The 21,339-nt window shown below is 71.3% G+C and carries 20 protein-coding genes; 8 read left to right on the top strand and 12 right to left on the bottom strand.

Annotated elements, in window-relative coordinates:
• Positions 1-3 precede the first annotated feature (3 nt).
• Both KBY81_RS02965 and ftsH read right to left on the bottom strand, forming a co-directional pair.
• On the bottom strand, positions 4-1,467 hold the full coding sequence (locus tag KBY81_RS02965; RefSeq protein ID WP_254975549.1) for a hypothetical protein: 1,464 nt from the start codon (positions 1,465-1,467) through the stop codon (positions 4-6).
• 121 nt (positions 1,468-1,588) lie between these two features.
• A complete protein-coding gene (ftsH, locus tag KBY81_RS02970) occupies positions 1,589-3,481 on the bottom strand; it encodes an ATP-dependent zinc metalloprotease FtsH (RefSeq protein ID WP_106220659.1) in 1,893 nt (630 codons plus the stop codon).
• Between the two features lie 105 nt (positions 3,482-3,586).
• On the opposite strand from ftsH, the gene KBY81_RS02975 reads away from it, so the two are divergent.
• From KBY81_RS02975 to KBY81_RS02985, 3 genes are read left to right on the top strand one after another with little or no spacing between them, the layout of a single operon-like run.
• Positions 3,587-4,291: an SOS response-associated peptidase gene (locus tag KBY81_RS02975; RefSeq protein ID WP_254975550.1), complete on the top strand. Its 705-nt coding sequence runs from the start codon at positions 3,587-3,589 to the stop codon at positions 4,289-4,291.
• Positions 4,292-4,317: 26 nt separating this feature from the next.
• Positions 4,318-4,572 (top strand): Nif11-like leader peptide family RiPP precursor, encoded by a 255-nt coding sequence (locus tag KBY81_RS02980; protein WP_254956314.1) that lies wholly within the window; start codon positions 4,318-4,320, stop codon positions 4,570-4,572.
• Between the two features lie 5 nt (positions 4,573-4,577).
• Complete coding sequence (locus KBY81_RS02985) at positions 4,578-5,060, top strand: DUF427 domain-containing protein (RefSeq protein WP_254975551.1); 483 nt, start codon at positions 4,578-4,580, stop codon at positions 5,058-5,060.
• Here the strand turns inward: KBY81_RS02985 and KBY81_RS02990 are convergent.
• Genes KBY81_RS02990 through KBY81_RS03005 form a run of 4 tightly spaced genes read right to left on the bottom strand, consistent with a single transcriptional unit; the run spans position 5,026 to position 10,230 of the window.
• Positions 5,026-6,111 carry a hypothetical protein gene (locus tag KBY81_RS02990; RefSeq protein ID WP_254975552.1) on the bottom strand — a complete coding sequence of 362 codons (1,086 nt, stop codon included), beginning with the start codon at positions 6,109-6,111 and terminating at the stop codon, positions 5,026-5,028. The two genes, KBY81_RS02985 and KBY81_RS02990, sit on opposite strands and share 35 nt — an antisense overlap.
• An 11-nt stretch (positions 6,112-6,122) precedes the next feature.
• Entirely contained in the window at positions 6,123-7,220 is a 1,098-nt protein-coding gene (gene ribD / locus KBY81_RS02995) for a bifunctional diaminohydroxyphosphoribosylaminopyrimidine deaminase/5-amino-6-(5-phosphoribosylamino)uracil reductase RibD (RefSeq protein WP_254975553.1), read from the bottom strand.
• Entirely contained in the window at positions 7,217-7,726 is a 510-nt protein-coding gene (locus KBY81_RS03000) for a DUF3122 domain-containing protein (protein WP_254973364.1), read from the bottom strand. Before KBY81_RS03000 ends, ribD begins: the two co-directional genes overlap by 4 nt.
• Positions 7,723-10,230, bottom strand: a complete 2,508-nt coding sequence (locus tag KBY81_RS03005; protein ID WP_254975554.1) for a GH116 family glycosyl hydrolase — start codon at positions 10,228-10,230, stop codon at positions 7,723-7,725. The genes KBY81_RS03000 and KBY81_RS03005 overlap by 4 nt, the downstream gene beginning before the upstream one ends.
• Positions 10,231-10,337: 107 nt before the next feature.
• Between KBY81_RS03005 and KBY81_RS03010 the strand changes: the two genes are divergently transcribed.
• Positions 10,338-12,455, top strand: coding sequence for an acyltransferase family protein (locus KBY81_RS03010; RefSeq protein ID WP_254975555.1), 2,118 nt, complete (start codon positions 10,338-10,340; stop codon positions 12,453-12,455).
• On the opposite strand, the gene KBY81_RS03015 is transcribed toward KBY81_RS03010, so the two are convergent.
• The gene (locus KBY81_RS03015; RefSeq protein ID WP_106220667.1) at positions 12,425-12,688 is read right to left on the bottom strand and encodes a hypothetical protein; all 264 of its coding nucleotides are present in this window, start codon (positions 12,686-12,688) and stop codon (positions 12,425-12,427) included. The genes KBY81_RS03010 and KBY81_RS03015 overlap by 31 nt on opposite strands.
• A gap of 35 nt (positions 12,689-12,723) precedes the next feature.
• Here KBY81_RS03015 and cbiE point away from each other — a divergent pair, with 35 nt between their 5' ends.
• Positions 12,724-14,019 (top strand): precorrin-6y C5,15-methyltransferase (decarboxylating) subunit CbiE, encoded by a 1,296-nt coding sequence (gene cbiE, locus KBY81_RS03020; protein WP_254975556.1) that lies wholly within the window; start codon positions 12,724-12,726, stop codon positions 14,017-14,019.
• Here cbiE and KBY81_RS03025 read toward each other — a convergent pair.
• The 4 genes from KBY81_RS03025 to pheS are packed head-to-tail and all read right to left on the bottom strand — an operon-like array spanning position 13,973 to position 17,131.
• Positions 13,973-14,482 (bottom strand): DUF192 domain-containing protein, encoded by a 510-nt coding sequence (locus KBY81_RS03025; RefSeq protein WP_254975557.1) that lies wholly within the window; start codon positions 14,480-14,482, stop codon positions 13,973-13,975. The two genes, cbiE and KBY81_RS03025, sit on opposite strands and share 47 nt — an antisense overlap.
• Entirely contained in the window at positions 14,479-15,159 is a 681-nt protein-coding gene (locus KBY81_RS03030; RefSeq protein WP_254975558.1) for a response regulator transcription factor, read from the bottom strand. The genes KBY81_RS03025 and KBY81_RS03030 overlap by 4 nt, the downstream gene beginning before the upstream one ends.
• Positions 15,156-16,082 (bottom strand): NAD(+) kinase, encoded by a 927-nt coding sequence (locus KBY81_RS03035; RefSeq protein WP_106220670.1) that lies wholly within the window; start codon positions 16,080-16,082, stop codon positions 15,156-15,158. Before KBY81_RS03035 ends, KBY81_RS03030 begins: the two co-directional genes overlap by 4 nt.
• A 41-nt stretch (positions 16,083-16,123) precedes the next feature.
• The gene (pheS, locus tag KBY81_RS03040) at positions 16,124-17,131 is read right to left on the bottom strand and encodes a phenylalanine--tRNA ligase subunit alpha (protein WP_106220671.1); all 1,008 of its coding nucleotides are present in this window, start codon (positions 17,129-17,131) and stop codon (positions 16,124-16,126) included.
• A 73-nt stretch (positions 17,132-17,204) separates the two neighbouring features.
• On the opposite strand from pheS, the gene surE reads away from it, so the two are divergent.
• Positions 17,205-18,023 (top strand): 5'/3'-nucleotidase SurE, encoded by an 819-nt coding sequence (gene surE / locus KBY81_RS03045; protein WP_254975559.1) that lies wholly within the window; start codon positions 17,205-17,207, stop codon positions 18,021-18,023.
• On the opposite strand, the gene KBY81_RS03050 is transcribed toward surE, so the two are convergent.
• Positions 18,008-18,589, bottom strand: a complete 582-nt coding sequence (locus tag KBY81_RS03050; protein WP_254973354.1) for a DUF3611 family protein — start codon at positions 18,587-18,589, stop codon at positions 18,008-18,010. The genes surE and KBY81_RS03050 overlap by 16 nt on opposite strands.
• Before the next feature lie 63 nt (positions 18,590-18,652).
• Between KBY81_RS03050 and KBY81_RS03055 the strand changes: the two genes are divergently transcribed.
• Both KBY81_RS03055 and KBY81_RS03060 read left to right on the top strand, forming a co-directional pair.
• Complete coding sequence (locus tag KBY81_RS03055; protein ID WP_254975560.1) at positions 18,653-19,615, top strand: bifunctional riboflavin kinase/FAD synthetase; 963 nt, start codon at positions 18,653-18,655, stop codon at positions 19,613-19,615.
• Positions 19,616-19,677: 62 nt separating this feature from the next.
• Complete coding sequence (locus KBY81_RS03060) at positions 19,678-21,282, top strand: hypothetical protein (protein WP_254975561.1); 1,605 nt, start codon at positions 19,678-19,680, stop codon at positions 21,280-21,282.
• The last annotated feature ends 57 nt before the right edge of the window (positions 21,283-21,339 follow it).

Consider the following 21,339-nt stretch of genomic DNA (forward strand, 5'->3'; position numbering starts at 1 on the left):
ACATCAAGGGCAGGGACGAAGGCCGTGGCGCGCCGGTTGCGCCGGGCTGGTGCGGGGCAGCAGGATGAAGGATGTGGCCTTCCAGGACCCAGGTGCCTCCCAGCAGGCCAGGGCGGGGTTGTTGGCGATGAGGCCCTTCAGCCTCGGATAGGCCCTGCGGAAGCCGAGCAGCGGACGATCCAGCCGCGTCTGGGCCAGTGGCGTGCCGGGATCGAACGCCATCAGCTCGCGGGAGCTGAAATAGGTGGCCGTGAGCGCCTCCAGGAACCATCCGCTGGACCAGCATCCTTCGCCCTTCCGGCAGAGATCGCTATCGACCACGAAGCTGCCCAGAAGCTTGTGGTTCTCCAGGGGTCCTTGCTTGACGGCCAGGTGCTGGGTGCCGATTCGCAGCTGCAGCAGCATCACAGCGCAGAGCAGGCTGGCCAGGGCGACGCGACGAACGCGGCCGAGGCCGACGCTGAGGTCCCAGCCGATTCCCACCAGGTAGGCCAGGGCTGGCAGCACCACGATGTAGTAGCGGCTCTGCGACAGCGGCCGGAACGGATCGATCGCCAGAATGAGTGCCAGGAAGGCGAGGATTAGCGTCAGCAGGAAGCGGGCCTCCCCCGTCTCGGGTGCCTTGCGGTTGGAGGCTCCGCGGTGGAGCAGGGGAAGGGTGGCGGCTCCGATGCCGCCGACGAGGCCGATCAGGATCAGCAGGCCTCGCGGGCCCTGTCGCGGATCGAGCAGCGGCAGCGTTCCCGCAAGGAACTGGGTGATCGTGCCGCTGATGGGCGTGACCTCGATCCAGTCGATGCGGGTGAAATTCTCGGCGGGGGGGCTCAGCACGGCGTGGCTGAGCGGCCACAGCATCAGGAGCAGCAGCAGGGGGATCGCATGGCTCCGCGATCGGAAGACCGTTCCCTCGGCGGTGACGACCGCCAGAACCACCACCACGAAGATCAGGGAGAAGTAGTGGGTCAGGGACAGGAGCAGAGCGGAGATCGCGAACCCACAGCGCAAGGCGCCCTCGTGACGTCCTGTTCGCTGGCGCAATAGCAGGGCCGTGCCCAGCATCAGCGTCGAGAGCAGCATCGAGAGCGCGTAACTGCGCGTCTCCTGGGCATAGAAGAGAAAGGCGGGGCTGGTGCCCAGGAAGGCCACCGTGAACAGGCGCCGGCCTGCCCCTCGCCCTGAACTGCCCAGGGCCGCTGCCACCAGGCCCAGGGCGGCGATCAGAAAGCTGAGGCTGCGGGTGGCGGGCTCGCCGGTGCCGAAGACCCCGATCCAGAGCTTCAGCAGGAGCTGATACAGGGGGGGATGGACGTCGGGGATCAGCCAGTCATGGAGCAACACCCCCCAGTCGGACTGACTGGCGGCCATGGACCAGAGCTCATCCGACCAGTAGGAGTAGGCGGTTGTCAGACCCTGGCCCGCCATCGTGAGGCAGAACAGGATCAGGAGAGCGGTCAGCGCTGGCGGCAACCAACGTGAGGACTGGTGCTTCAGGTGTGTCGGGTCCGACGGATCTGTCGGGTCGGCCATCACCTGGAAACGTTGAAACGTTGGGAGGGAATCTAGGTCGCGTTCCCTCCCCGATTCCCCCTCAAACGGCGGCTCCCTCGAGCACCGTCGCATCCGGCAGCTGGCTGGAGGCCAGCAGCTGCTTGAGCTCGTCACCTTCGATCACTTCCTTCTCGAGGATCTTGTGGGAGATGGTCTCCAGCAGCTCGCGGTTGTGGTGCAGGATCGCCAGGGCCCGTTCGTGGGCCCGATCCACCAGACCGCGCACCTCCTTGTCGATCTCCAGGGCGGTGGCGTCGCTGACGGCCCGACGGGGGTTGGAGTTGCCCCCCAGGAAGCGGCTGCCGCCCTGCTTGTCGTAGGCGAGGGGGCCGAGGGTCTCGCTCATGCCGTAGGTGCCGATCATCTGCTCGGCGATGTCGGTGGCCCGCTGCAGGTCGTTGGCGGCGCCGGTGGTGACCTCACCGAAGACCACCTCCTCGGCGGAGCGACCGCCCAGGAGGGTGGCGATCTGGCCTTCGAGATCTTCCTTGGAGTTGAGGAACCGCTCCTCGGTGGGCAGCTGCAGGGTGTAGCCGAGGGCCGCCATGCCCCGGGGCACGATCGAGATCTTGGCCACCTTGCTGCCGCCGGGCATCAGGTGCCCCACGATCGCGTGGCCCACCTCGTGGTAGGCCACCACCTTCTTCTCGTCGGGCTGCAGCACCCGGCTCTTCTTCTCCAGGCCCGCCACCACCCGTTCGATGGCTTCGTTGAGGTCGGCCTGCTCCACGGTGGTGCGATAGGCCCGGGCCGCCAGCAGGGCGGCCTCGTTGACCAGGTTGGCCAGATCGGCGCCGGCGAAGCCGCTGGTGGCCTGGGCGATCTTGTCCAGATCCACCCCCTCGGCCAGCTTCACCTTCTTGCCGTAGATGTCGAGGATCATCTTGCGGCCGGACAGGTCGGGACGGTCCACTAGCACCTGGCGGTCGAAGCGGCCCGGCCGCAGCAGGGCGGCATCCAGGGTTTCCGGCTGGTTGGTGGCCGCCAGCACGATCACCGGCTTGTCCTGGGCGGTGAAGCCGTCCATCTCGGTGAGCAGCTGGTTGAGGGTCTGCTCCCGCTCGTCGTTGCCGCCCACCACGCCCATGGAGCCCGAGCGGCTCTTGCCGATGGCGTCCAGCTCGTCGATGAAGATGATGCAGGGCGCCTTCTTCTTGGCCTCCTCGAACAGGTCGCGCACGCGGGCGGCACCGGCCCCCACGAACAGCTCGACGAATTCGGAGCCGGAGATGATGAAGAACGGCACGCTGGCTTCCCCGGCCACGGCCTTGGAGAGCAGGGTCTTGCCGGTGCCGGGTGGGCCCACCAGCAGCACGCCCTTGGGGATGCGGGCGCCGATGTCCATGTAGCGCTGCGGCGTCTTGAGGAAGTCGACGATCTCGGTGAGCTCGGTCTTGGCCTCATCGACCCCGGCCACATCGGCGAAGGTGACCCGGGACTCTTCGTCGGGCACGTAGACCTTGGCCTTCGACTTGGTGAAGCTCAGGGCCCCCTGGGCGCCGCCGCCCATGCCGCTGCGGCGGGCGAAGAACTGCAGCACCAGGATGAAGATCAGCGGCGGCACCACCCAGCTGAGGGCCGTGGTGATGAAGCTGGGCCGCTTCGGCGGCGCCGCGGCGAACTCGACGCCGTGCTGCTCCAGCCGCTGGGGCAGCTCCATGTCAAAGATCGGCGTGGTGGAGAGCACCGTGGGGGCGCCCTCCTCCGGCGGCTTGGTCAGCTCGTAGCGGATCTGGTCCTGGGTGATGTACGCCCGCTTGACGTTGCCGTCGTTCACCTGGTCGATGAACAGGGAGTAGGGGACCCGGGGCACCTGGGTGGCGGGGTTGGGCAGGAAGTTGCTGAACAGCAGCAGCACACCGAAGCCGATCAGGAGCAGGTTGACGATGCCGAATCTCCGGGTGGGGCGGTTGTCGTCCTGACGGATGGCCATGCTGCGCGCAACGTCGAATGGGCCCAAGCTAGGTCTGGTCGTCACCCGCCGTTCCCACCCCCGGTCGGGAGAACCGAACGCCCCGCCCTCGGCTTCCCACCCCCCATGTGCGGCCGCTACTCCCTGGCCACCCGCCTCGACCAGCTGCTGCCCCGGCTGAAGGGCCCGCTGCCCCCGGGGCTGGAGGACCATTACGCCCCCCGGACCCAGGTGCGGCCGGGGGAGCCCGTGCTGCTGCAGCGCCAGGAGCACGGCCGCCTGGAGGTGGCCCTGGCCCTGTGGGGGCTGGTGCCGGACTGGTGCCCTGACCCGGCGGGTCGCCGCCGACCCATCAACGCCCGCAGCGAGACGGTGGCGGAGAAACCCTTCTTCCGCGGCGCCTGGCGCCACCGCCGGGCCCTGATCCCCGCCGACGGCTTCTACGAATGGCAGACGAAGACGGTGGACGGCCGTGCCGTGAAGCAGCCCTGGCTGTTCCGGCGGCGGGATCGGCGCCCCTTCTGGCTCGGCGGGCTCTGGGACCGCTGGCTGGGGGCCGATGGGGGAGAGCTCGAGACCTGCGTCGTGCTCACCACCGCCCCCAACGATCTGCTGGCCCGGGTGCACGACCGGATGCCGGTGGTGATCCCCGACGGGCTGGAGGAGGCGTGGCTGGAGTCCGTCGACGGTCCGTCCCTGCGGGCCCTGGAACCCCTGATGGCGCCCTGGGACCCGGCCCCGTGGGAGGCGGTGAAGCTGGAGGCGCCGCCCCAGGCCGCCGTTCAGCTCGATCTGCTGGCTGCCGCCGCGGACGATCCGGCGGGCCGCTAAAGAGGTACGGCCCCGATGCCGGTCCCATGAGCCTCGACCAGCTGGATGCCTTCCTGGCCCACGCCCGCGCCGATGCCGCCCTTGATCGCCGTCTCCATGACCCGGCCGATCCCCCCGATCTGGCAGCCTTTCTGGCCCTGGCCCGCGGCGCCGGTTTCGCCGTCGACGAGGCGGATGTGATCGCCGCCCAGCAACGGGCCGAGGCGAGCCTCAGCGACGAGGAGCTGCAGGCGCGGGCCGGGGCCGAGGCGCGACGGCTGCGCCACTTCATCCCCGGCTGATGGCCATGGCCGAGTCCGTCGCCAGCTATCCCCGGCCCCCGGCCTTGGTGGAGTGCCGCCAGCACGTGCGGGTGGAGGCCCTGGGGCGGCTGCTGTGTGACACCCGGCGCAGCCTGCGGGTGCTCGAAACCTTTCACCCCCCGGTCTTCTATCTCTGCCCGGAGGACGTGGACCGGACCCTGCTGGAGCCCGCGCCTGGCTCCAGCTACTGCGAGTGGAAGGGCGTGGCCCGCTACTTCGACCTGGTGGCCCCGGACGGCGAAGGCGGTGAGCGTCGCCTGCGGCGGGCGCTGTGGAGTTACCCCTCACCCACCCCGGCATTCACGCCGTTGGCCGGCTGGCTGGCCTGCTACCCGGCGCTGATGGATGGCTGCTGGGTGGACGGGGAGAGAGTGGTCCCCCAGCCCGGCGGGTTCTACGGCGGCTGGATCACCAGCGCCGTGGAGGGACCGTTCAAGGGGGATCCCCGGCACCCGGAACTGCGCTGATCCCTGGCGCGGCCCCTGCCGCCGTCGGGGGTCGCCAGTGGTGCAGCAGCTTGAGGCGGTCGCTGGAGCGCCGCCAGGCCTTGACGTAGCCGGGGAGCCGCAGCATCTCCACGGTCACCCGATCGGCGTCGAGCATGTGGGGGTTCAGATGTTCGTTCAGGAAGACATCCGTGCAGTGGAAGCGGCGGAGGCGCTCGGAAAGCAGGGCGGCTGCCACCGCGAAGGTGCCCACTCCGGAGGTGGCCAGATGGGTGGCGTGCCGCAGCAGCTGGAAATCGTCTTCGACGGATCCGGTGACAACGTCATGGTCGGCGAACAACGACAGCACGGCTTCCAGCAAGGGATGGCTGGAGCCTGGTTCCGTCACGATGATGGCCCTGCGGTGCCGCTGGCGGAGCTCTCGATAGAAGTGGAGAGGGTTGGTGATGTAGTACGGATTCGTCAGATTCGCCACATCACCGCCACGCAGATGAATCACCAGCGTGCTCTCGAGTTGAGCCTCTGAAAACGTGCCCGGTGGCGGCCTGAGGATGTGTGGGGCCAGATGGGCACGGGCGATGCGGTGCGCCTGTCGGCGGATGTACTGACGCCCGAGAACGGAATCACGCCGTGGTTTGTCGCCGTTGGCAAAGGCCATGCGTCGGTGGTCGGAGCGAGAAAACCCGTACTCCATGTAGTGAAAGAAGAGGCCAGACAGATGGGTCCTGGCTGCGGCAGCGCTGTCGACCTGAAAGTCAAGGCTGAAGGCGTTCACGATGTTGCGCAGCGGCCCGGACTGGATGAAGTCCTCGTCCACCTGCACCGATCCCCGGAAGGCTTCGGCATGGGCGATCACCACGATCAGCTGCTGGATGTTGTTCCCCGTCCGTCCGTACCACCGCGACAGGCGGAAGGACGGTGCCGCCGCGGGGAGGCTCAGTCGCCATTTCCGCCGTTGCAGCCCCAGCCAGCGGTGCAGGCCCCAGGCCCGCTGCGCCACCCTCCAGCCGAGCAGATGTCGTGCCGCCCATATCTTCAGGGCTGACAAGGGGAGAGGGCGGAAGGCGGCCATGGCCGTGCCCCTCAGGTGGGACCGACCACAGCACCCTGCCAGAGGAGGTCCCGGCCCAGCCAGCCGGTGGCCGCCTCCGACAGGGCCCAGCCGTCCTCCAGGTTCTCCAGGCCGAGGTCCGCCAGGGGTGTGCGGGCGGGGAGGCCACCGAGCAGTGTCGGTGCGATCACCGCGGCCAGCTGCTGCACGCAGCCCTGGTGCAGGGCCGCCGCCGCCAGCACCGGCCCGCATTCCCACAGCACCCGGTTGCAGCCCCGCCGGGCCAGGGCGATCGCCAGCGCCGCCGGTTCGCAGGCCTCCAGGGCCAGGCGCTCCACCCCCAGCCGATCGAACCGGTCGCGGCGATCCTGCGGCGCCTCCGGCCCATGGACCAGCAGCGTCGCTGCCGGAGCCGGATCCCACAGCTGGGCCGCCGCCGGCAGATCCAGGCCGCGGCTGAGCACCACCCGCAGCGGCTCCGGGGTGCGCCGCCCCCGGCTGGTGAGCAGGGGGTCGTCGGCCCGCACCGTGCCGCCCCCCACGATCACCGCATCGCAGCGGGCCCGCAGGTGGTGCACCCAGTCCCGGGCCCCCGGGCCGCTGATCCACTGGCTGACGCCGTTGGGGAGCGCCGTGCGCCCATCCAGGCTCATGGCCCATTTGAGGATCCCCAGGGGCCGGCCGGTGGCGATCCGATGCAGAAAGGGCCGGTTGAGGCGGCGCGCCTCGGCTTCCATCACCCCTTCGATCACCTCCAGGCCTCCGTCCCGCAGCCGGGTGATGCCGCCGCCGGCCACCCGCGGGTTGGGGTCGGCCATGGCCAGCACCACACGGGCGATGCCGGCGGCGAGCACCGCCTCGCTGCAGGGGGGGGTGCGGCCGTGGTGGCAGCAGGGTTCCAGGGTCACGACCAGGGTGCCGCCCCGGGCCCGTTCGCCCGCCTGGGCCAGGGCCCCCACCTCCGCATGGGCCTCGCCGGCACGGGCATGGAATCCCTCTCCCACCAGCGTCCCGTCGGCGTCGAGCACCAGGGCTCCCACCAGGGGATTGGGGCTGGTGCGCCCCTCGGCGAGGGCGGCCAGCTGCAGCGCCCGGGCCATCCACCGGCGCCAGGGGCAGCCGGGGCTCATGGGGCAGGGGCGTCCGGGAGGGTGCGCCATTCGGCCACCACGTAGGGGGGCACCGCCAGTTCACTGAACACCCGTGGCAGCCGCAGCCGCAGGGGGCGGTCGCGGTCCAGATCGGCCAGCAGCGGCGCCAGATCAAATTCGGCTGCGGCGGAACGGGTGTCGCCGGCGAGGGCGGCGCTGGCCAGGGTGACGTCCTCCAGGTCCCAGCGCAGCCGGCCGCTGCGCACCTCGAGGGCGGTGGGATGGTCCAGGCGCACCTTGCCGGGGTAGCCGACGATCCGCAGCCGCAGCGGTCCCCCCGGCGGCCCTTCCCGGTAGGCCACCACCTGCCAGCTCTGATCGTCGAGGTCGCGCAGGCTCTCGAGGCTGCGCACCACCGGCGTGCCCTGGGCATCGGGGTGGGCATGGACCTGGGCCAGGGCCGGCGCCGGGGTCACAGCCAGGATCAGGGCCAGCAGGGGCGCCAGCAGCAGAACGTCGATCAGCCCGCCGGTCCGGTGGTTCATGGCTGGCGATCGGCGCCGGGGATCGGCTGCCAGCCGGTGTGGGTGGCCCAGAGGGCCCAGATCGCCATGGCCCGCAGATAGTGGCAGGCGCGGAACGTGCCGGCGGCGGTGATGGCCTCCGGGGTGCGGAACTGCAGGCCCCCCTCGTACACCTGGTGCACGACGGCCCCGGTGATGGCGAGGGCGGTGGCGGTCTGGTCCATCAGCCGGTAATAGGCGGCCAGACCGAAGTTGATCCCGGTCCAGACCTCCAGGGGATGGGTGCCCTTCGGATCGAGGGGGGTGCCGTCGCGGCGCAGCCCGTTGGCCACCCCGAGGCGGCCCCCCTCGAAGGACTCGAAGCAGGCCTGGCGGATCGCGTTCAGGGCCGAGCGGGCCCGCTCGTCGGCCACCACCGGCGGCAGCCCCAGCAGGCGGGCGTAGAAGTCGCCGCAGAGCTGGTCGGCCATGACCACCGGGGTGCCGCTGCCGGCATCGATGGCGTAGTACTCGCCGTTCCAGAGCAGGGCATCGAAATGGGTTCGGGACTGCTCCAGCCAGCCGCCGAAGCGCCGCTGCTCCTCGGCGGTGTCGAGCCCCAGCTCCAGCTGCAGTTGCTGGCCGATGGCCAGGGCGGCCTCCAGGGCGGCGATCCAGAGGGCGCCGCAGTAGGCGCTCACCCCCTGCAGGGGCCAGTCGTCGAAGGTCTGGTCCGGGGCACCGCCGTTGTCGGGCAGTCCGTCGTCGTTGACGTCGAAGCGCTTGAGGTAGTCCAGGGCGGTCACCGCCGCCGGCCAGCAGTCCGCCAGGAAGGCGATGTCCGGGCCGCTGGGGGCCAGGCGGTAAGTGCGCCAGACCTGCAGCACGAAATCGCTGGCCAGGTCCTTCCAGAGGTTGCAGTCCTGGTAGGCGGTGTAGTTGGTGGCGTCGAAGGGGCGCTCGTTGGGGGCCCCGAGGTCGTGGGGGGTGGCGCCGGCCACCTTGCGGGGGGCCTCCACCCGGCCCCGCCCCTGGGTGAAGTACCAGCCGATCGGCCGCGGAGTCGGATCGGCGGCCGGGATGGCGCGGGCGAAGCTGCGCAGCACCGCCTTGTCGAGCTCGGGCCAGAGCTGCAGCAGGGCGAAGGAGCCGTACAGCCGCACGTCGAGGCTTTCGTACCAGGCGTAGTCGAGGCACTCGAGCACCCCGAAGCGGCCCACGGGATCGCCGGGGCTGGCGGCTGTCCAGAGGCTGCCGCCGCTGGCCAGGTCGTAGAGCTCGTTGAGCAGCGCCATGCGCAGGGGTTCCGGCAGGTCGTGGCGCCCCGCCACCGGCGCCTGCCAGGCTTCGATCGCGGCGTGCCAGTCGCGCCAGTCGGCCAGGGCTTCGCCGGCGATGGCCGCAGCGCTCTCGCCATCGGTGCCGAAGAAGTCGGTGTAGCGGCGCAGGGCCCGGGTGCCGGTAGCGAAGGCCGTCACCGGCAGGTCCCAGCTGATCACCACCGGCAGCTCGAGCGCGGCCCCGGGCTCCAGGCGGAAGCGCACCGCCAGGGCGGCGCTGAGGGGATCGTCGCCGGTGCTGCGGCGGTCGTTGTCGCTGTCGGGGATCGCGCCGTCGCGGCTGAAGGGTTCCCAGAGTTCGGCCCCGTCGCCGCTGGGATCCCAGCGGCTGCACCGGAACACCTCCAGCCCCGGGTGGTTCAGCGCCGCCCCGTCGGGCACCGCCAGACACCACTGCCCTTCACCCTCGGCCAGGGGCTGGGAGCGCTCCCCCTCCAGCAGCAGACCCTTGAGGCCGGCCCCGTCGACCCAGCGGTTGCGCTGCCCCTTGCCGCGGCCGATCGCCGGCACGTAGTTGTGCTCCGGGCTGCCGTCATCCCGGAAGTGGACCTCCGCCGCCGGGTCGGTGTTGGTGAACCAGCCGACGGTGTTGCGCCAGCTCAGCAGCAGGGACAGATCCAGCGGCTGGTTCGTTGGGTTGCTGAACGTCCAGGCGAAGACGGCGACGGGGTAACTGGTGCGCCGGTAGTCCCCTGGAAGGATCGGGCTGAAGGCCTCACAGCGCACGTCAGCGCTGAACACGGAGGCGTAGTGGTGCGAGCTGATCGGGTAGCGCACCGCCACGGTGCCGCTCGGCTGCTCCGGCGTGGCGGCGGGATACCAGCTCCAGGCTGAAAGGGGTGGGCCACTCCCCGGACGGGAAGCGTCGCCCTCGGGCTGCGTGGCCAGGGCATGGGCCCGGCGCCCGTCGCTGTCCCTCTCGAACAGGGCGAACTGGCAGTCGGGCAGCACGCCGAACCAGTGCTCGCCGCCGTCGAGGTGCCAGAGGTTGAAGGCGCCGTCGATGCCCCGCCCCAGGCAGCCGGCTCCGAAGCCCCCCAGGGGCATGCCGTGGTTGGGGCCGTCGTCGAGGTTGCTGGCGTAGCGCACCGTGTAGGGCTGGCTCCAGCCCTGGCCGAAGGGCCGCGACCAGCTGGCCTCGGGAGGCTGCCAGGGATTCCTGCCGCGCCGCAGGTTCTGGAGAGCGGAGAGGCCGAAGGGCGCCATGGGGCCAGACGAGGTGGGCCCAGCTTGTCAGAGCTGGCCCCTCAGCGAGGGCCCGTCCAGATCGCCATTACCCTGCCTGCAATCGTCGGGGCGGCGTGAATTCTCTGGTGCGGCTTTTCGGCGCGGGCCTCCAGCCGCCGCAGCGCTCGAGGGCCTACCGGCCCGAGATCGACGGCCTGCGGGCCGTGGCCGTCCTCGCCGTGCTGATCAACCACCTTGATCCCCGCTGGCTGCCGGGGGGCTTCCTCGGGGTGGACATCTTCTTCGTGATCTCGGGCTACGTGGTGACGTCGTCGCTGCTGGCGCGGCGGGACGGCAGCCGCTGGCAGTTCCTGCGCCGTTTCTATGGACGCCGCATCCGGCGGCTGATGCCGGCGCTGGTGGTGAACATCGCCGTCGTCTCGGCCCTGTTCTCGATGGTGGTTTCGCCGCTCGATGATTTCTTCGCACCGGTGATGCGCACCGGCCTGGCCGCCCTGTTCGGCGTCTCCAATCTCTATCTGCTCCGGCAGGGCTCGAACTACTTCGCCACCGACAACCACTTCAACGCCTTCATGCACACCTGGTCGCTGGGGGTGGAGGAGCAGTTCTATCTGGTCTGGCCGGCGGTGCTGCTGCTCTGCGGCCTGGGGGTGGCCGGCTCCGGCGCCGGCACGCTGCGGCGGCTCAAGCTGGGCAGCCTGCTGCTGCTGGCCCTGTCCCTGGCGCTCTATCTGGGCCTGAGCCTGGGCGGCAACGGCGAGCGGGCCTTCTTCCTCACCACCGCCCGGTTCTGGGAACTGACGGCGGGTTGCGGCGCCTACCTGCTCCATCGCGGCAGCGGCAGCGCCCGCGACCTGGGCCAGCGGCTGGCGCTGCCCCGCTGGCGCCAGCCCCTGGCCACCGTGGCCCTGGTGGCGTTGCTGGCCCTGCTGCTGTTGCCGGAGGCCTGGCGGCTGGGCACCACCCTGGGGATCACGGTGCTGACGGCGGCGCTGCTGCTGCTGCTCCGGCCCGCCGGGGGCCTCGGCCGCTGGCTGTGCCACCCCGTCTGCCTGGCCATCGGCATGGTGTCCTACTCGCTCTATCTGTGGCACTGGCCGGTGATTGTGCTGGCCCGCTGGACGGTGGGGTTCAACGCCGTCACCCTGCTGCCGGTGCTGGTGCTGATCACCCTCTGCACCGCCCTCTCCTACCGGCTCGAGTGCCTGTTCCGCTACGGCCACCCCGCCATCCCCGGCCTGGGTCGCTCGGGCCTCGCCTACCCGGCCATGACCGTGCTGGTCGCCGCCTTCAGTGCGGGCCTGCAGGAGCCCCTGCAGGGCCGGCTCTTCGTCGGTGAGCGCCGCCACACCGTCGGCACCACGGCCAACATGAAGCGCATCGGCGGCACGACCGTCGACACGGTCCACTGCTTCCAGGAGCCCACCGATCCGGTCGCCGGGGGCGATGGTCCCGACCCCTGCCTGGCCCTGGCAGCGAAGGGGAAGGACCTTCCCACCCTGTTCTTCCTGGGGGACAGCCACACCCACGTGCTGATCCCCCTGGGGGAGAAGCTGCTCGCCAGCGGCCGTTTCAACGTGGCCTTCATGGCCCGGGGCGGCTGTCCGGTGCCCTTCTTCTCCCGCTGGGGGGAGGGCGCCCCGGTGCCGGCCCGCTACCGCCGCTGCCGGCCCTACGCCGACAACGAGGAGCGCCGGGTGCTGGCCCGCCTGCGGCCCGGGGACCGGGTCGTGCTGGTGTCGAATCTGGCCGGCTACCTGGAGGGTGCCCGGGGGGCGGCCCTCCGCAGCGCCGAGGCCTCCTACACCGCTGCCCTGCGCCGCTTCGATGCCGCGGTGAGCCGCGCCGGCGGGGCACTGGTGGTGTTCGGCCCCCTGCCCACCTTCCCCCAGGAGAAGATCGGCGGCCCGCTCACCCTCTGCCAGGCGGAATGGTTCCGTCCCGCCTGGTCCCTGGGTCCCCAGTGCCAGCCTGTGCTGCGGCCCCGCCGGCAGGAGCTGGCCGCCATCGCCCCGGCCCAGCGCCTGCAGGAGCGGTCCATCCGGGATCTGGCCGGCACCCGCCTGTTCAGCCCCTTCGACAGCATCTGCCCTCCGTCGCAGGCGGTCTGCTCCAGTGTCCGCGCCGGGACGCTGCTCTACAGCGACGAGACCCACCTCACCAACGCGGGCGCCCTGCTGCTCTATCCGCGCCTGATGGCCTTCCTCGAGGCTCAGCCGGGGCCGGCGCCGCCGCCCAGCTGATCGCTGCCCAGTTCCTGCTCGATCAGGGCATCGAGGGTCACGGCGCTGCGCACCAGCGACTGGTAGCGCTGCACCACGCGACGGTTGCGCTCCAGCCAGTTGCCGGCGTCCCCGCCGCTCCCGAGCGGATGGCCGCCGGGACCGGAGCGGTCGTCATCGAGCAGCTCGAGGTCACTCTGGTGGGCCAGAAGGGCCAGCACCAGGGTGTGGATCCTCTGGCGTCGATCGCTCATGGTCAGGGGTTGGGACCGGCACATGCGGGAGCATCATGGCCAGAAGTGGGTCAGGGGCACGGCTGGAAGGTTCGCTGCTGGAGGTGCTGGGCACCGATGCCGCCGGCCTGGCGGGTCTCTCCCGCCCCTGGCAGGACAGGATCCGCCGGGCCGACCTGGTGGCGGCCCCACGGCGGCTCCTGGCCGACCTCGAGGCCTGGCGCGACGGCGCCCCCGCCCCGGAGCTGCTGGCCAGCGACAAGCCCGCCGAACTGCTGCCGCGGCTGGAGCGGGCCCTCGTCGCCGGCCAGCGGGTGGTGCTGCTCGCCAGCGGTGACCCCCTCTGGTTCGGCATCGGCCGCCTGCTGCTCCAGCACCTGCCCGCCGAACGGCTCCGCTTCCATCCGGCCCCCACCTCCCTGCAGCTGGCCTTCGCCCGCCTGGGCCGGCCCTGGCAGGACGCCTCCTGGATCAGCCTCCACGGGCGCGATCCCGAGCCGCTGGCGGCCCGGTTGCAGCAGCGGCCCGCCGCCCTGGCGGTGCTCACCGACCCGGCCCGCGGCGGTGCCGACGCCGTGCGCCGGATCCTGCGGGCGTCGGGGCTGGAGGCGGCCTATGAGCTCTGGCTGGGGGAACGCCTGGGCCATCCGGCGGAGCGGCTGCAGCGGCTGGCGCCCGCCGATCCGCTGCCGCCCGATCTCGATCCCCTGCACCTGGTGCTGCTGATCGCACTCCAGCCTGCTGTGCCGGCGCCGGAGGCCCTGCCCCTGTTCGGCATCCCCGACGGGCTCTGGCTGCAACATGCAGACCAGCCGGGGCTGATGACCAAGCGGGAGGTGCGCATCCAGCTGCTGGCCGACCTGGAGCTTCCCGGACTCGGGGTGCTCTGGGACATCGGCGCCGGCGTGGGGTCGGTGGGGCTGGAGGCGTTGCGCCTGCGCCCTGCCCTGGAGCTGTGGGCGGTGGAACGCCGGCCCGGGGCCGCCGCCCTGATCGGCGCCAATGCGGAGCGGCTGGGGGTGCGGCCCATGGCGGTGCTGGAGGGGGAGGCTCCGGCGGCCCTGGGGTCCCTGCCCGATCCCGACCGGGTGCTGATCGGCGGCGGCGGCCGGGGCCGCCGCGAGGTGCTTGAGGAGGTGCTGGGCCGGCTGCGGCCCGGCGGGGTGGTGGTCCTGCCCCTGGCCACCGTCGAAGCCCTGGCCCAGCTCAGGCCCGTGCTGGAGCAGGCCGGCCTGGGGGTGACCGTCAGCCAGATCCAGGCCTGGCGCGGCGCCCCCCTGGCGGAGGGCACCCGCCTGGCGCCCCTCAATCCGGTGCTGGTGCTGAAGGGGTCGCTCCCGGCAGCGGTGTGATCCGCACCGGGGTGCCCACGGTGATGCCGAGGGCAGCGGCCTGGCCCGCCGCCAGCTCCAGCACCCCGTCCACCGGCGTGTCGGGGCCGTAGCTGGGGCAGGGCAGGTGCATGCAGGGGCGGGCGGGGCTCTCCAGGGCGATGACCCGGCCGTTGTGGATGAACAGCATGTCCAGGGGTTCGGGGGTGCGGTGCATCCAGAAGCGCGCCACCGCCGGGGGGTCGTAGGGGAACCACATGCCGCGCAGAGGCGGCAGGGGCGGCCGCAGCTGCAGCCCCATGGCGTACTGGCGCTCCCCCCGGGGCACCTCCAGCTGGATGCAGCGGGGCGGCGCCGGACCCTCCAGGCACCACTGGGCGCTGATGGGCAGGAACTGGGGCGGGCTCTGGGTGTGCCCCGCACCGCAGCCGATCAGCCCGACCGCGCCGGCGACCGCCAGGCTCCGGAGGAAGGGACCCCTCATGGCCCCGGGGCCACGGGCGGTCGCCCGTCCCGGAGGCAGTAGCCCCGGCCCCGCACGGTGTGAATCAGCCGCGGTTCCCCCTCCTGCTCCAGCTTCTGGCGCAGGTAGCGCACATAGACCTCGATCACGTTGCTGGCGCCGCCCCCCTGGTCGGCCCAGATCTCCTCGAGGATCTGCTCCCGGCTCACCACCGTGCCTTTGTGGCGCAGCAGCAGGAGCAGCAGCTGGTATTCCCTGGCGGTCAGGCTGAGCTGGCGCTGGCCGCGCCAGCCCTGGCAGGCCACCGGGTCGACGCGCAGATCCGCCACCTTCAGCAGGGTGGACACCGGCGTGGGGGCCTGGCGCCGGGCGAAGCCCAGGTGCAGCCGCAGCCGGGTGAGCAGGTCGCTCGTGCCCTGGCTGGGCAGCCAGAAGTCATCCGCGCCCCACTCCAGGCAGCGGCTGCGGCTCTCGACGCTGTCGCTGGTGATGCCGAGCAGCAGCGGGCGGGCCCCCAGCCGGCGGCGCAGCTCCGGTATCCGCTCTTCGCTGCCGGGCGAGAGGACCACCGCCGCCGGCAGGTCCTCCCTGGTCTCCTCCAGCGCGGTCCGGTAGCCGGAGACCTCCAGCCGCGGCGCCAGGCCGGCGGCCTCCGGGCCCACCAGCAGCACCACGGTCGGTGGCGGGGACGCGGTCACAGGGGGGCGTCGGCGTGGCTGCTGGAGGGCTTCGCCACGTGGGGCAGGCCCCAGCCCAGCTTGTTGCGCAGCACCTGGAAGAACTCGTGGTCGGCCAGCCTCACGAAGCGGACGGGATGCTCGCTGCGCCGAACCAGCACCCGGTCCTCGGGCCAGACGTAACAGCCGGCGCTGCCGTCGACCACCATCATCAGCCGCTCGGGGGTGGCGGGGAACACGGTCACCGGCTCCTGGTCGCTGAACACCAGGGCACGGGAGGCGAGGGAATGGGCGGCGATCGGCGTCAGCTGCAGCACCGGACAGTCGGGGGTGATCACCGGTCCGCCGGCGCTGAGGGCGTAGGCGGTGGAGCCGGTGGGGGAGGAGAGGATCACCCCGTCGGCGGCGATGTCGACGGGGGCGTGGCGGCCGATGGCGATCTCGAAGTGGCACATGCTGGTGAGCGGCTCCCGGTGCAGGGCCATCTCGTTGAGACAGAGCACCTCCCAGCGCCGCTGCTCCCCCCGCATCACGCTCACCACGAGCATGGAGCGCTCCTCCACGGTCCATTCCCCGGCCACCACCTGGGCCAGGGCCTGGTCCAGATCCTTGAGGTAGGCCTCGGCCAGGAAGCCCAGGTGGCCGGTGTTGATCGTCAGGATCGGCACCCCGATCGGGGCGGTCTGGCGGGCGGCGGAGAGGACGGTTCCGTCCCCCCCCAGCACCAGCGCCAGGGCCATCTCCTCGTCGAAGCTGGCCGGCACGCAGGCGGCGTAGCCCCGGGAGCGCAGGTGCTGGTCGGGGTTGGCGAAGCCCACCACGCCACCGGAGCTGCTGACCCGCGCCACCTCCAGCCCGGCGGCGGTCAACCGGTTCTCGATCAGGTCGGCGGTGCTGATCGCCAGATCCTTGCCGTCGTTGACGATCAGTCCGACCCGGGGCACCGATCGCGCTCGTGGGGGCCCATCGAGTTTATGGGGGGAGATCAGAACTGCTCCAGGAAGCGCAGATCGCTGTTGAACAGCCTGCGGATGTCGTCGATGCCGTGGCGCACCATGCAGAACCGCTCCACCCCCAGACCGGCGGCGAAACCGCTCCAGCGCTCCGGATCGATGCCCAGCCCCTCTAGCACCGCCGGATCCACCATGCCGCAGCCCATCACCTCCAGCCAGCGCCCCCGCCACTGCACGTCCACCTCGGCGGAGGGCTCGGTGAAGGGGAAGTAGCTGGCCCGGAACCGCACCGGCAGGTCGCCGAAGAACTGCTGCAGGAAGGTGGTGACCGTGCCGCGCAGGTGGCTGAAATCCAGGCCCTCGTCGAGGGCGAGCACCTCCACCTGGTGGAACACCGGCGAGTGGGTGGCATCCACCGCATCGCGGCGATAGACACGGCCGGGGGCGATCACCCGCACCGGCGGCGGGTTGGCCTCGAGATGGCGGATCTGCACCGGCGAGGTGTGGGTGCGCAGCAGCCGGTCACCCCCCAGATAGAAGGTGTCCTGCATGTCCCGGGCCGGGTGATGTTCCGGGATGTTGAGGGCGGTGAAGTTGTAGTGGTCGGTCTCGATCTCGGGCCCTTCGGATACCCGGTAGCCGAGGCCGGCAAAGATGTCGACGATCTCCTCGATCGTGCTCTGCAGCGGATGGCGGTGGCCCGGCGGCACGTAACTGCAGGCCGCCGTCACGTCGATCCGCTCCCGCTCCAGCCGCTCCGCCATGGCGGCGCTGCGCACGGCCTCGAGCCGGGCTCCCAGCAGCTGCTGCACCTGGTCCTTGAGGCGGTTGGCCCGCTGGCCCACCAGGGGGCGCTCGTCGCCGGGGAGCCGGCCCATGGCGCCGAGCACCCCGGAGAGGCGCCCTTTCTTGCCCAGCAGGCCCACCCGCAGCTCCTCGAGGGCCGCGGCGTCCCCGGCGGCGGCGATGGCATCGGCGGCCTCCGCCTCCAGGCGCTCCAGCTGGTCGGTGAGCTGCTGCAGGCTGACGGTGGCGCTCACGGCACGGATCGGGGGGAGGAAGCGACTGTAGGCAGCAGCGTCTAGCTTGCCGGCAGTCCCCAGTTCAGGGTCGATGGCAGCGCTCCGGATCCTGATCAGCAACGACGACGGGGTCTTCGCCGACGGCATCCAGGCCCTGGCGGCCGAGGCGGCCGGCCGCGGCCACACGGTCACCGTGGTCTGCCCGGACCGGGAACGGTCCGCCACGGGCCATGGACTCACCCTCCAGACGCCGCTGCGGGCGGAGCGGGCCGATGAGCTGTTCGCGGCGGGCGTCACGGCCTGGGCCTGCAGCGGCACCCCCTCCGACTGCGTCAAGCTGGCCCTGTTCCGGCTGCTGGAGCAGCCGCCGGATCTGGTGCTCTCGGGCATCAACCACGGCCCCAACCTCGGCACCGACGTGCTCTATTCGGGCACCGTCTCAGCGGCGATGGAGGGCACGATCGAGGGCCTGCCGGCCCTGGCGGTGAGCAGCGCCGATTTCCACTGGCGCCGCTTCGAGGCGGCGGCGGCGCTGGCCCTTGATGTGGCCGAGCGGATGCTGGCCGGCGGCTGGCCCGAGGGGCTGCTGCTCAATCTCAACGTGCCGCCGCGGCCCGCCGATGCCCTCGCCCCGCTGCGCTGGTGCCGCACGGCGGTGCGGCGCTACATCGATCAGTTCGAAAAGCGCACCGATCCCCGCGGCCGTACCTACTACTGGCTGGCCGGCGAGGTGGTCGACGATCTGGAGGGCACCGGCGCCGGTCCCGCTGAGTGGCCCACCGATGTGGCCTGGGTGCAGCAGGGGGGACCGTCCCTGACGCCCCTGCAGCCGGAGCTGTTCTGGCGCGGTCCGGTGGCGTCGCTGCCGCCCGTGGAGGCGCTCGGGAGCCGGGATCAGCTCCTGCGGTAGATCCGTTGCAGCAGCCAGAGGCTGATGATCAGGGCGAGCACGTGGGCGAACAGCACCTGGGTGTTGCTGAGCACCGAGAGCATCTCGATCGAGGTGATCGGCAGGCCCACCACCCGGCCGCCGCTGCCCGGCGTCGCCGGCAGCTGGGCCCCGAGGAAGCCCGGCACCTGCTGAGAGGCCTGCACGAACAGGCTGCCGGCCAGGGCCTGGTAGCCCACGGAGGCCAGGGTGAGTCCGGCCATGTCGGCCACCAGGCCCCGCTTCACCAGGCGGGCGGTCTCCCCCCGGCTGGGGCGCACCGGGCTGGCCAGGGCACGGCCGCAGCGCACCACCAGCCAGGATTGCCACAGACTCCAGAGCAGAACCAGGAACGAGAGGGTGGTGAGGGAAAGGCCGGGGCCCAGCCCCAGGGCGCGGGAGGAGTTGGCCGCCAGCCGGCCGCCGATGTTGTTGAACATCAGGACCACCACCACCACCACCCCGAGGGCCAGCTGGACCCAGAAGCGCACCCAGCCCGTGCGGCGTAGGGCGTCGGCCATGCGCTGCAGATCCAGCTGGTCGGCCATGGAGACGGGATCGGTGCTCCCAAACTTGGCATGGGAGGATCCAGCCGGCGAGGGCCGAGGCCGTTGATCCCGCTTCACGACCCCTCCAGCGCCCTGCGCCCCACCGCCGTCGCCCTGGGCAGCTTCGATGGCCTGCATCGGGGACACCGTCGCGTGATCGCCGCCGTCACCGCCCCCATGCCCGCCGCCCGGGAGCGGGCCGTGCCCACGGTGGTCAGTTTCTGGCCCCACCCCCGGGAGGTGCTCCACGGCGAGACGCGGCTGCGTCTGGATCTGCCGGAGGAGAAGCTGGAGCTGCTCGAACCCCTCGGCATCGCCCAGCTGGTGCTGGTGCCCTTCACCCGCGAGCTGGCGGCACTGACCCCGGAGCCGTTCGTGCGCCAGGTGCTGGCCGAACGGCTCCAGGCCCGCCGCATCGCGGTGGGCACCAACTTCCGCTTCGGGGTCGATCGCCGCGGGGACGTGGACGACCTGGCCCGCATCGGCGCCAGCCTCGGCATCGATGTCCAGGTGGTGCCGATGCTCTGGGACGGGGCCGAGCGGGTGAGCAGCAGCCGCATCCGGCGGGCCCTGGCGGCCGGCGACATCGACGAGGCGGCCCGCCTTCTGGAGCGTCCCTACCGCTTCAGCGGCCAGGTGGTGAGTGGCCGGGGCCTGGGGCGCCAGCTGGGCTGGCCCACCGCCAACCTGGCGGTGGACGGGCGCAAGTTCCTGCCGCTGGAAGGGGTCTATGCGGCCCTGGCCTGGCGCGACGGCGGCGAGGGGCCGATGGCGGCGGTGATGAACCTGGGGCCCCAGCCCACGGTGGACCCCCTGGCCCCGTCGGCGGTGGAGGTGCACCTGCTGCAGCGGCGGCTGGAGCTGGCGGGGGCCCGGCTGACCGTGCAGCCCCTGGGGCTGCTGCGGCGGCAGCAGGCGTTCGCCGACCTCGAGGCCCTCAGCCGCCAGATCCAGCTGGATGCCGATCGCGCCCTGGAGATGTGTCGCAGCGCCGGGGGGGAGGCCCTGTTGCCCGCCGACGGCTGAAGTGGTGCCGTGGCGGTTCCGGTTCACTGCTGATACTGTCTGGGGCGGACCGGCGACGGGTGATGGGCGGAATTCTTTCCAGCTTCGTCACCAAGGGCTCGGATCGATTCGATGCCTGGATCGACAGCCAGTCGCGACGGTTTGGATGTCGTGCCGGCTGCATCAGGGTGCTGATCGTCGGGCTGACCATCCTGGCGATGCTGGCCCTCGGCGCCACGCAGATCACCGAGGCCGGCAGTCAGAAGGACGCCCTGGTGAATCTGCGCCTGGCCCATAATCTGGCCAGCCATGGTGTGTTTTCGACCGCCGAACGGGCACCCTTTTCAGCCTCCAATGCGAGGGAGCCGGTCCCGAATCTGGTCACCGCCGGCCACCTGAAACTGTTGACCCTGGCTGGCCAGGCGCCTTCCTATCAGGAGCTGGTGGCGGGGCCCGGCGCCCGCGCCGTGAAGGGGGCCAATCTTTACTGGGCGGCGCTGGGTCTGGTGGCGACGGCCCTGCTCTGCCAGGTGCTCACGGGTCGGGTGTTGCTGGTGGTGATCGCCACGGTGCTGGTGGGGTATTTCTTCTTTGCCGTGCCGATGTTCGTCGACACGCTCTACACGGAGCTGCAGGCGAGTGTGATGCTGCTCTGGTCCAGTCTGTTCCTGGTGCTGGCCGTCCGCACCTCCCGCCGCCGCTGGTTTCTGGCCGCCGGACTCTGCTTCGGCCTGTTGAGCCTGACCAAGGCGATCTTCTTCTACGTCTGCCTGCTGATCATCGGAGCTCTGCTGCTGCACGCGCTCTGGGACGCCGGCCGGCGCCGCCGCCGGCAGCCCCTGGCGGCCGCCGCACTGCTGCTGCTGGGGTTCACCGGGGCCGTGCTGCCGTGGATGATCCGCAACCAGCTGCAGCTGGGCACCGTCCAGCTCACCCAGAGGGGTGGCCGTGTGCTGTATGCCCGGGCCATCAAAAACGGCATGACGACCGCCGAAGTGCCGGGGGCCCTCCATTTCTGGGGTCCGTCCTTCTATCAGCACGGCTCCCGCCTGCTGGGCCTCGGGGCCACCCCCGCCGACTTCCAGGCCGGCGGCCGCTACCAGCGGATCAACCGCTACGGCTCCGACTTCCAGCAGGCCGATCTCCAGGCTGCGATGGCGGGTCGCCCGCAGGATGTGATCAGCTACCACCGCAAAGTGGGGGCGGAGGTGAACCGGCTGATCTTCGTGGCGGCGGCCCAGGGGGTGCCCGATGCGAATCGAAAGGCCGAGAAACAGGTGGGGGAGAAGGCGAAACGGATGATTCTTTCCGATCCTGGCCGCCATTTGATGATGACCCCCCTGTTCCTCTGGCGGGGCCTCTGGTCCTGGCCCAATGAAGGCGTCAACTTCAAGGCCAGTTCGATCTACGTTCTCGCCAAGGATCTGCTGGCGCTGCTGTCCTATGGAGCCCTCGTGGTGTTGTTTCTGCTGGGCGTGATCCGCAGGAATGGTTCCTTTCTGGCCCTTACCCTGCTGCCGGTCGGCATGCTGCTGGCCTACGGGCTGCTCAGCCACAACATTCCGCGCTATTCGGCACCGGCGATCCCCCTGATGATCCTTTCCCTGGTGCTACTCCTCAGCCCTCCATCACACGAGCCGGGTTCCGCCCACGGGCGGTCGGCCCCCGATAACGGAGCCCGCATGTGATCATGGCGTCTCCCCCATCGAGGGCCATGGCCGGGCGCCGCCATCGGCCACGGCTGA

This window comes from Cyanobium sp. Lug-B (assembly GCF_024345635.1).
GTDB lineage: Bacteria > Cyanobacteriota > Cyanobacteriia > PCC-6307 > Cyanobiaceae > Cyanobium > Cyanobium minutissimum.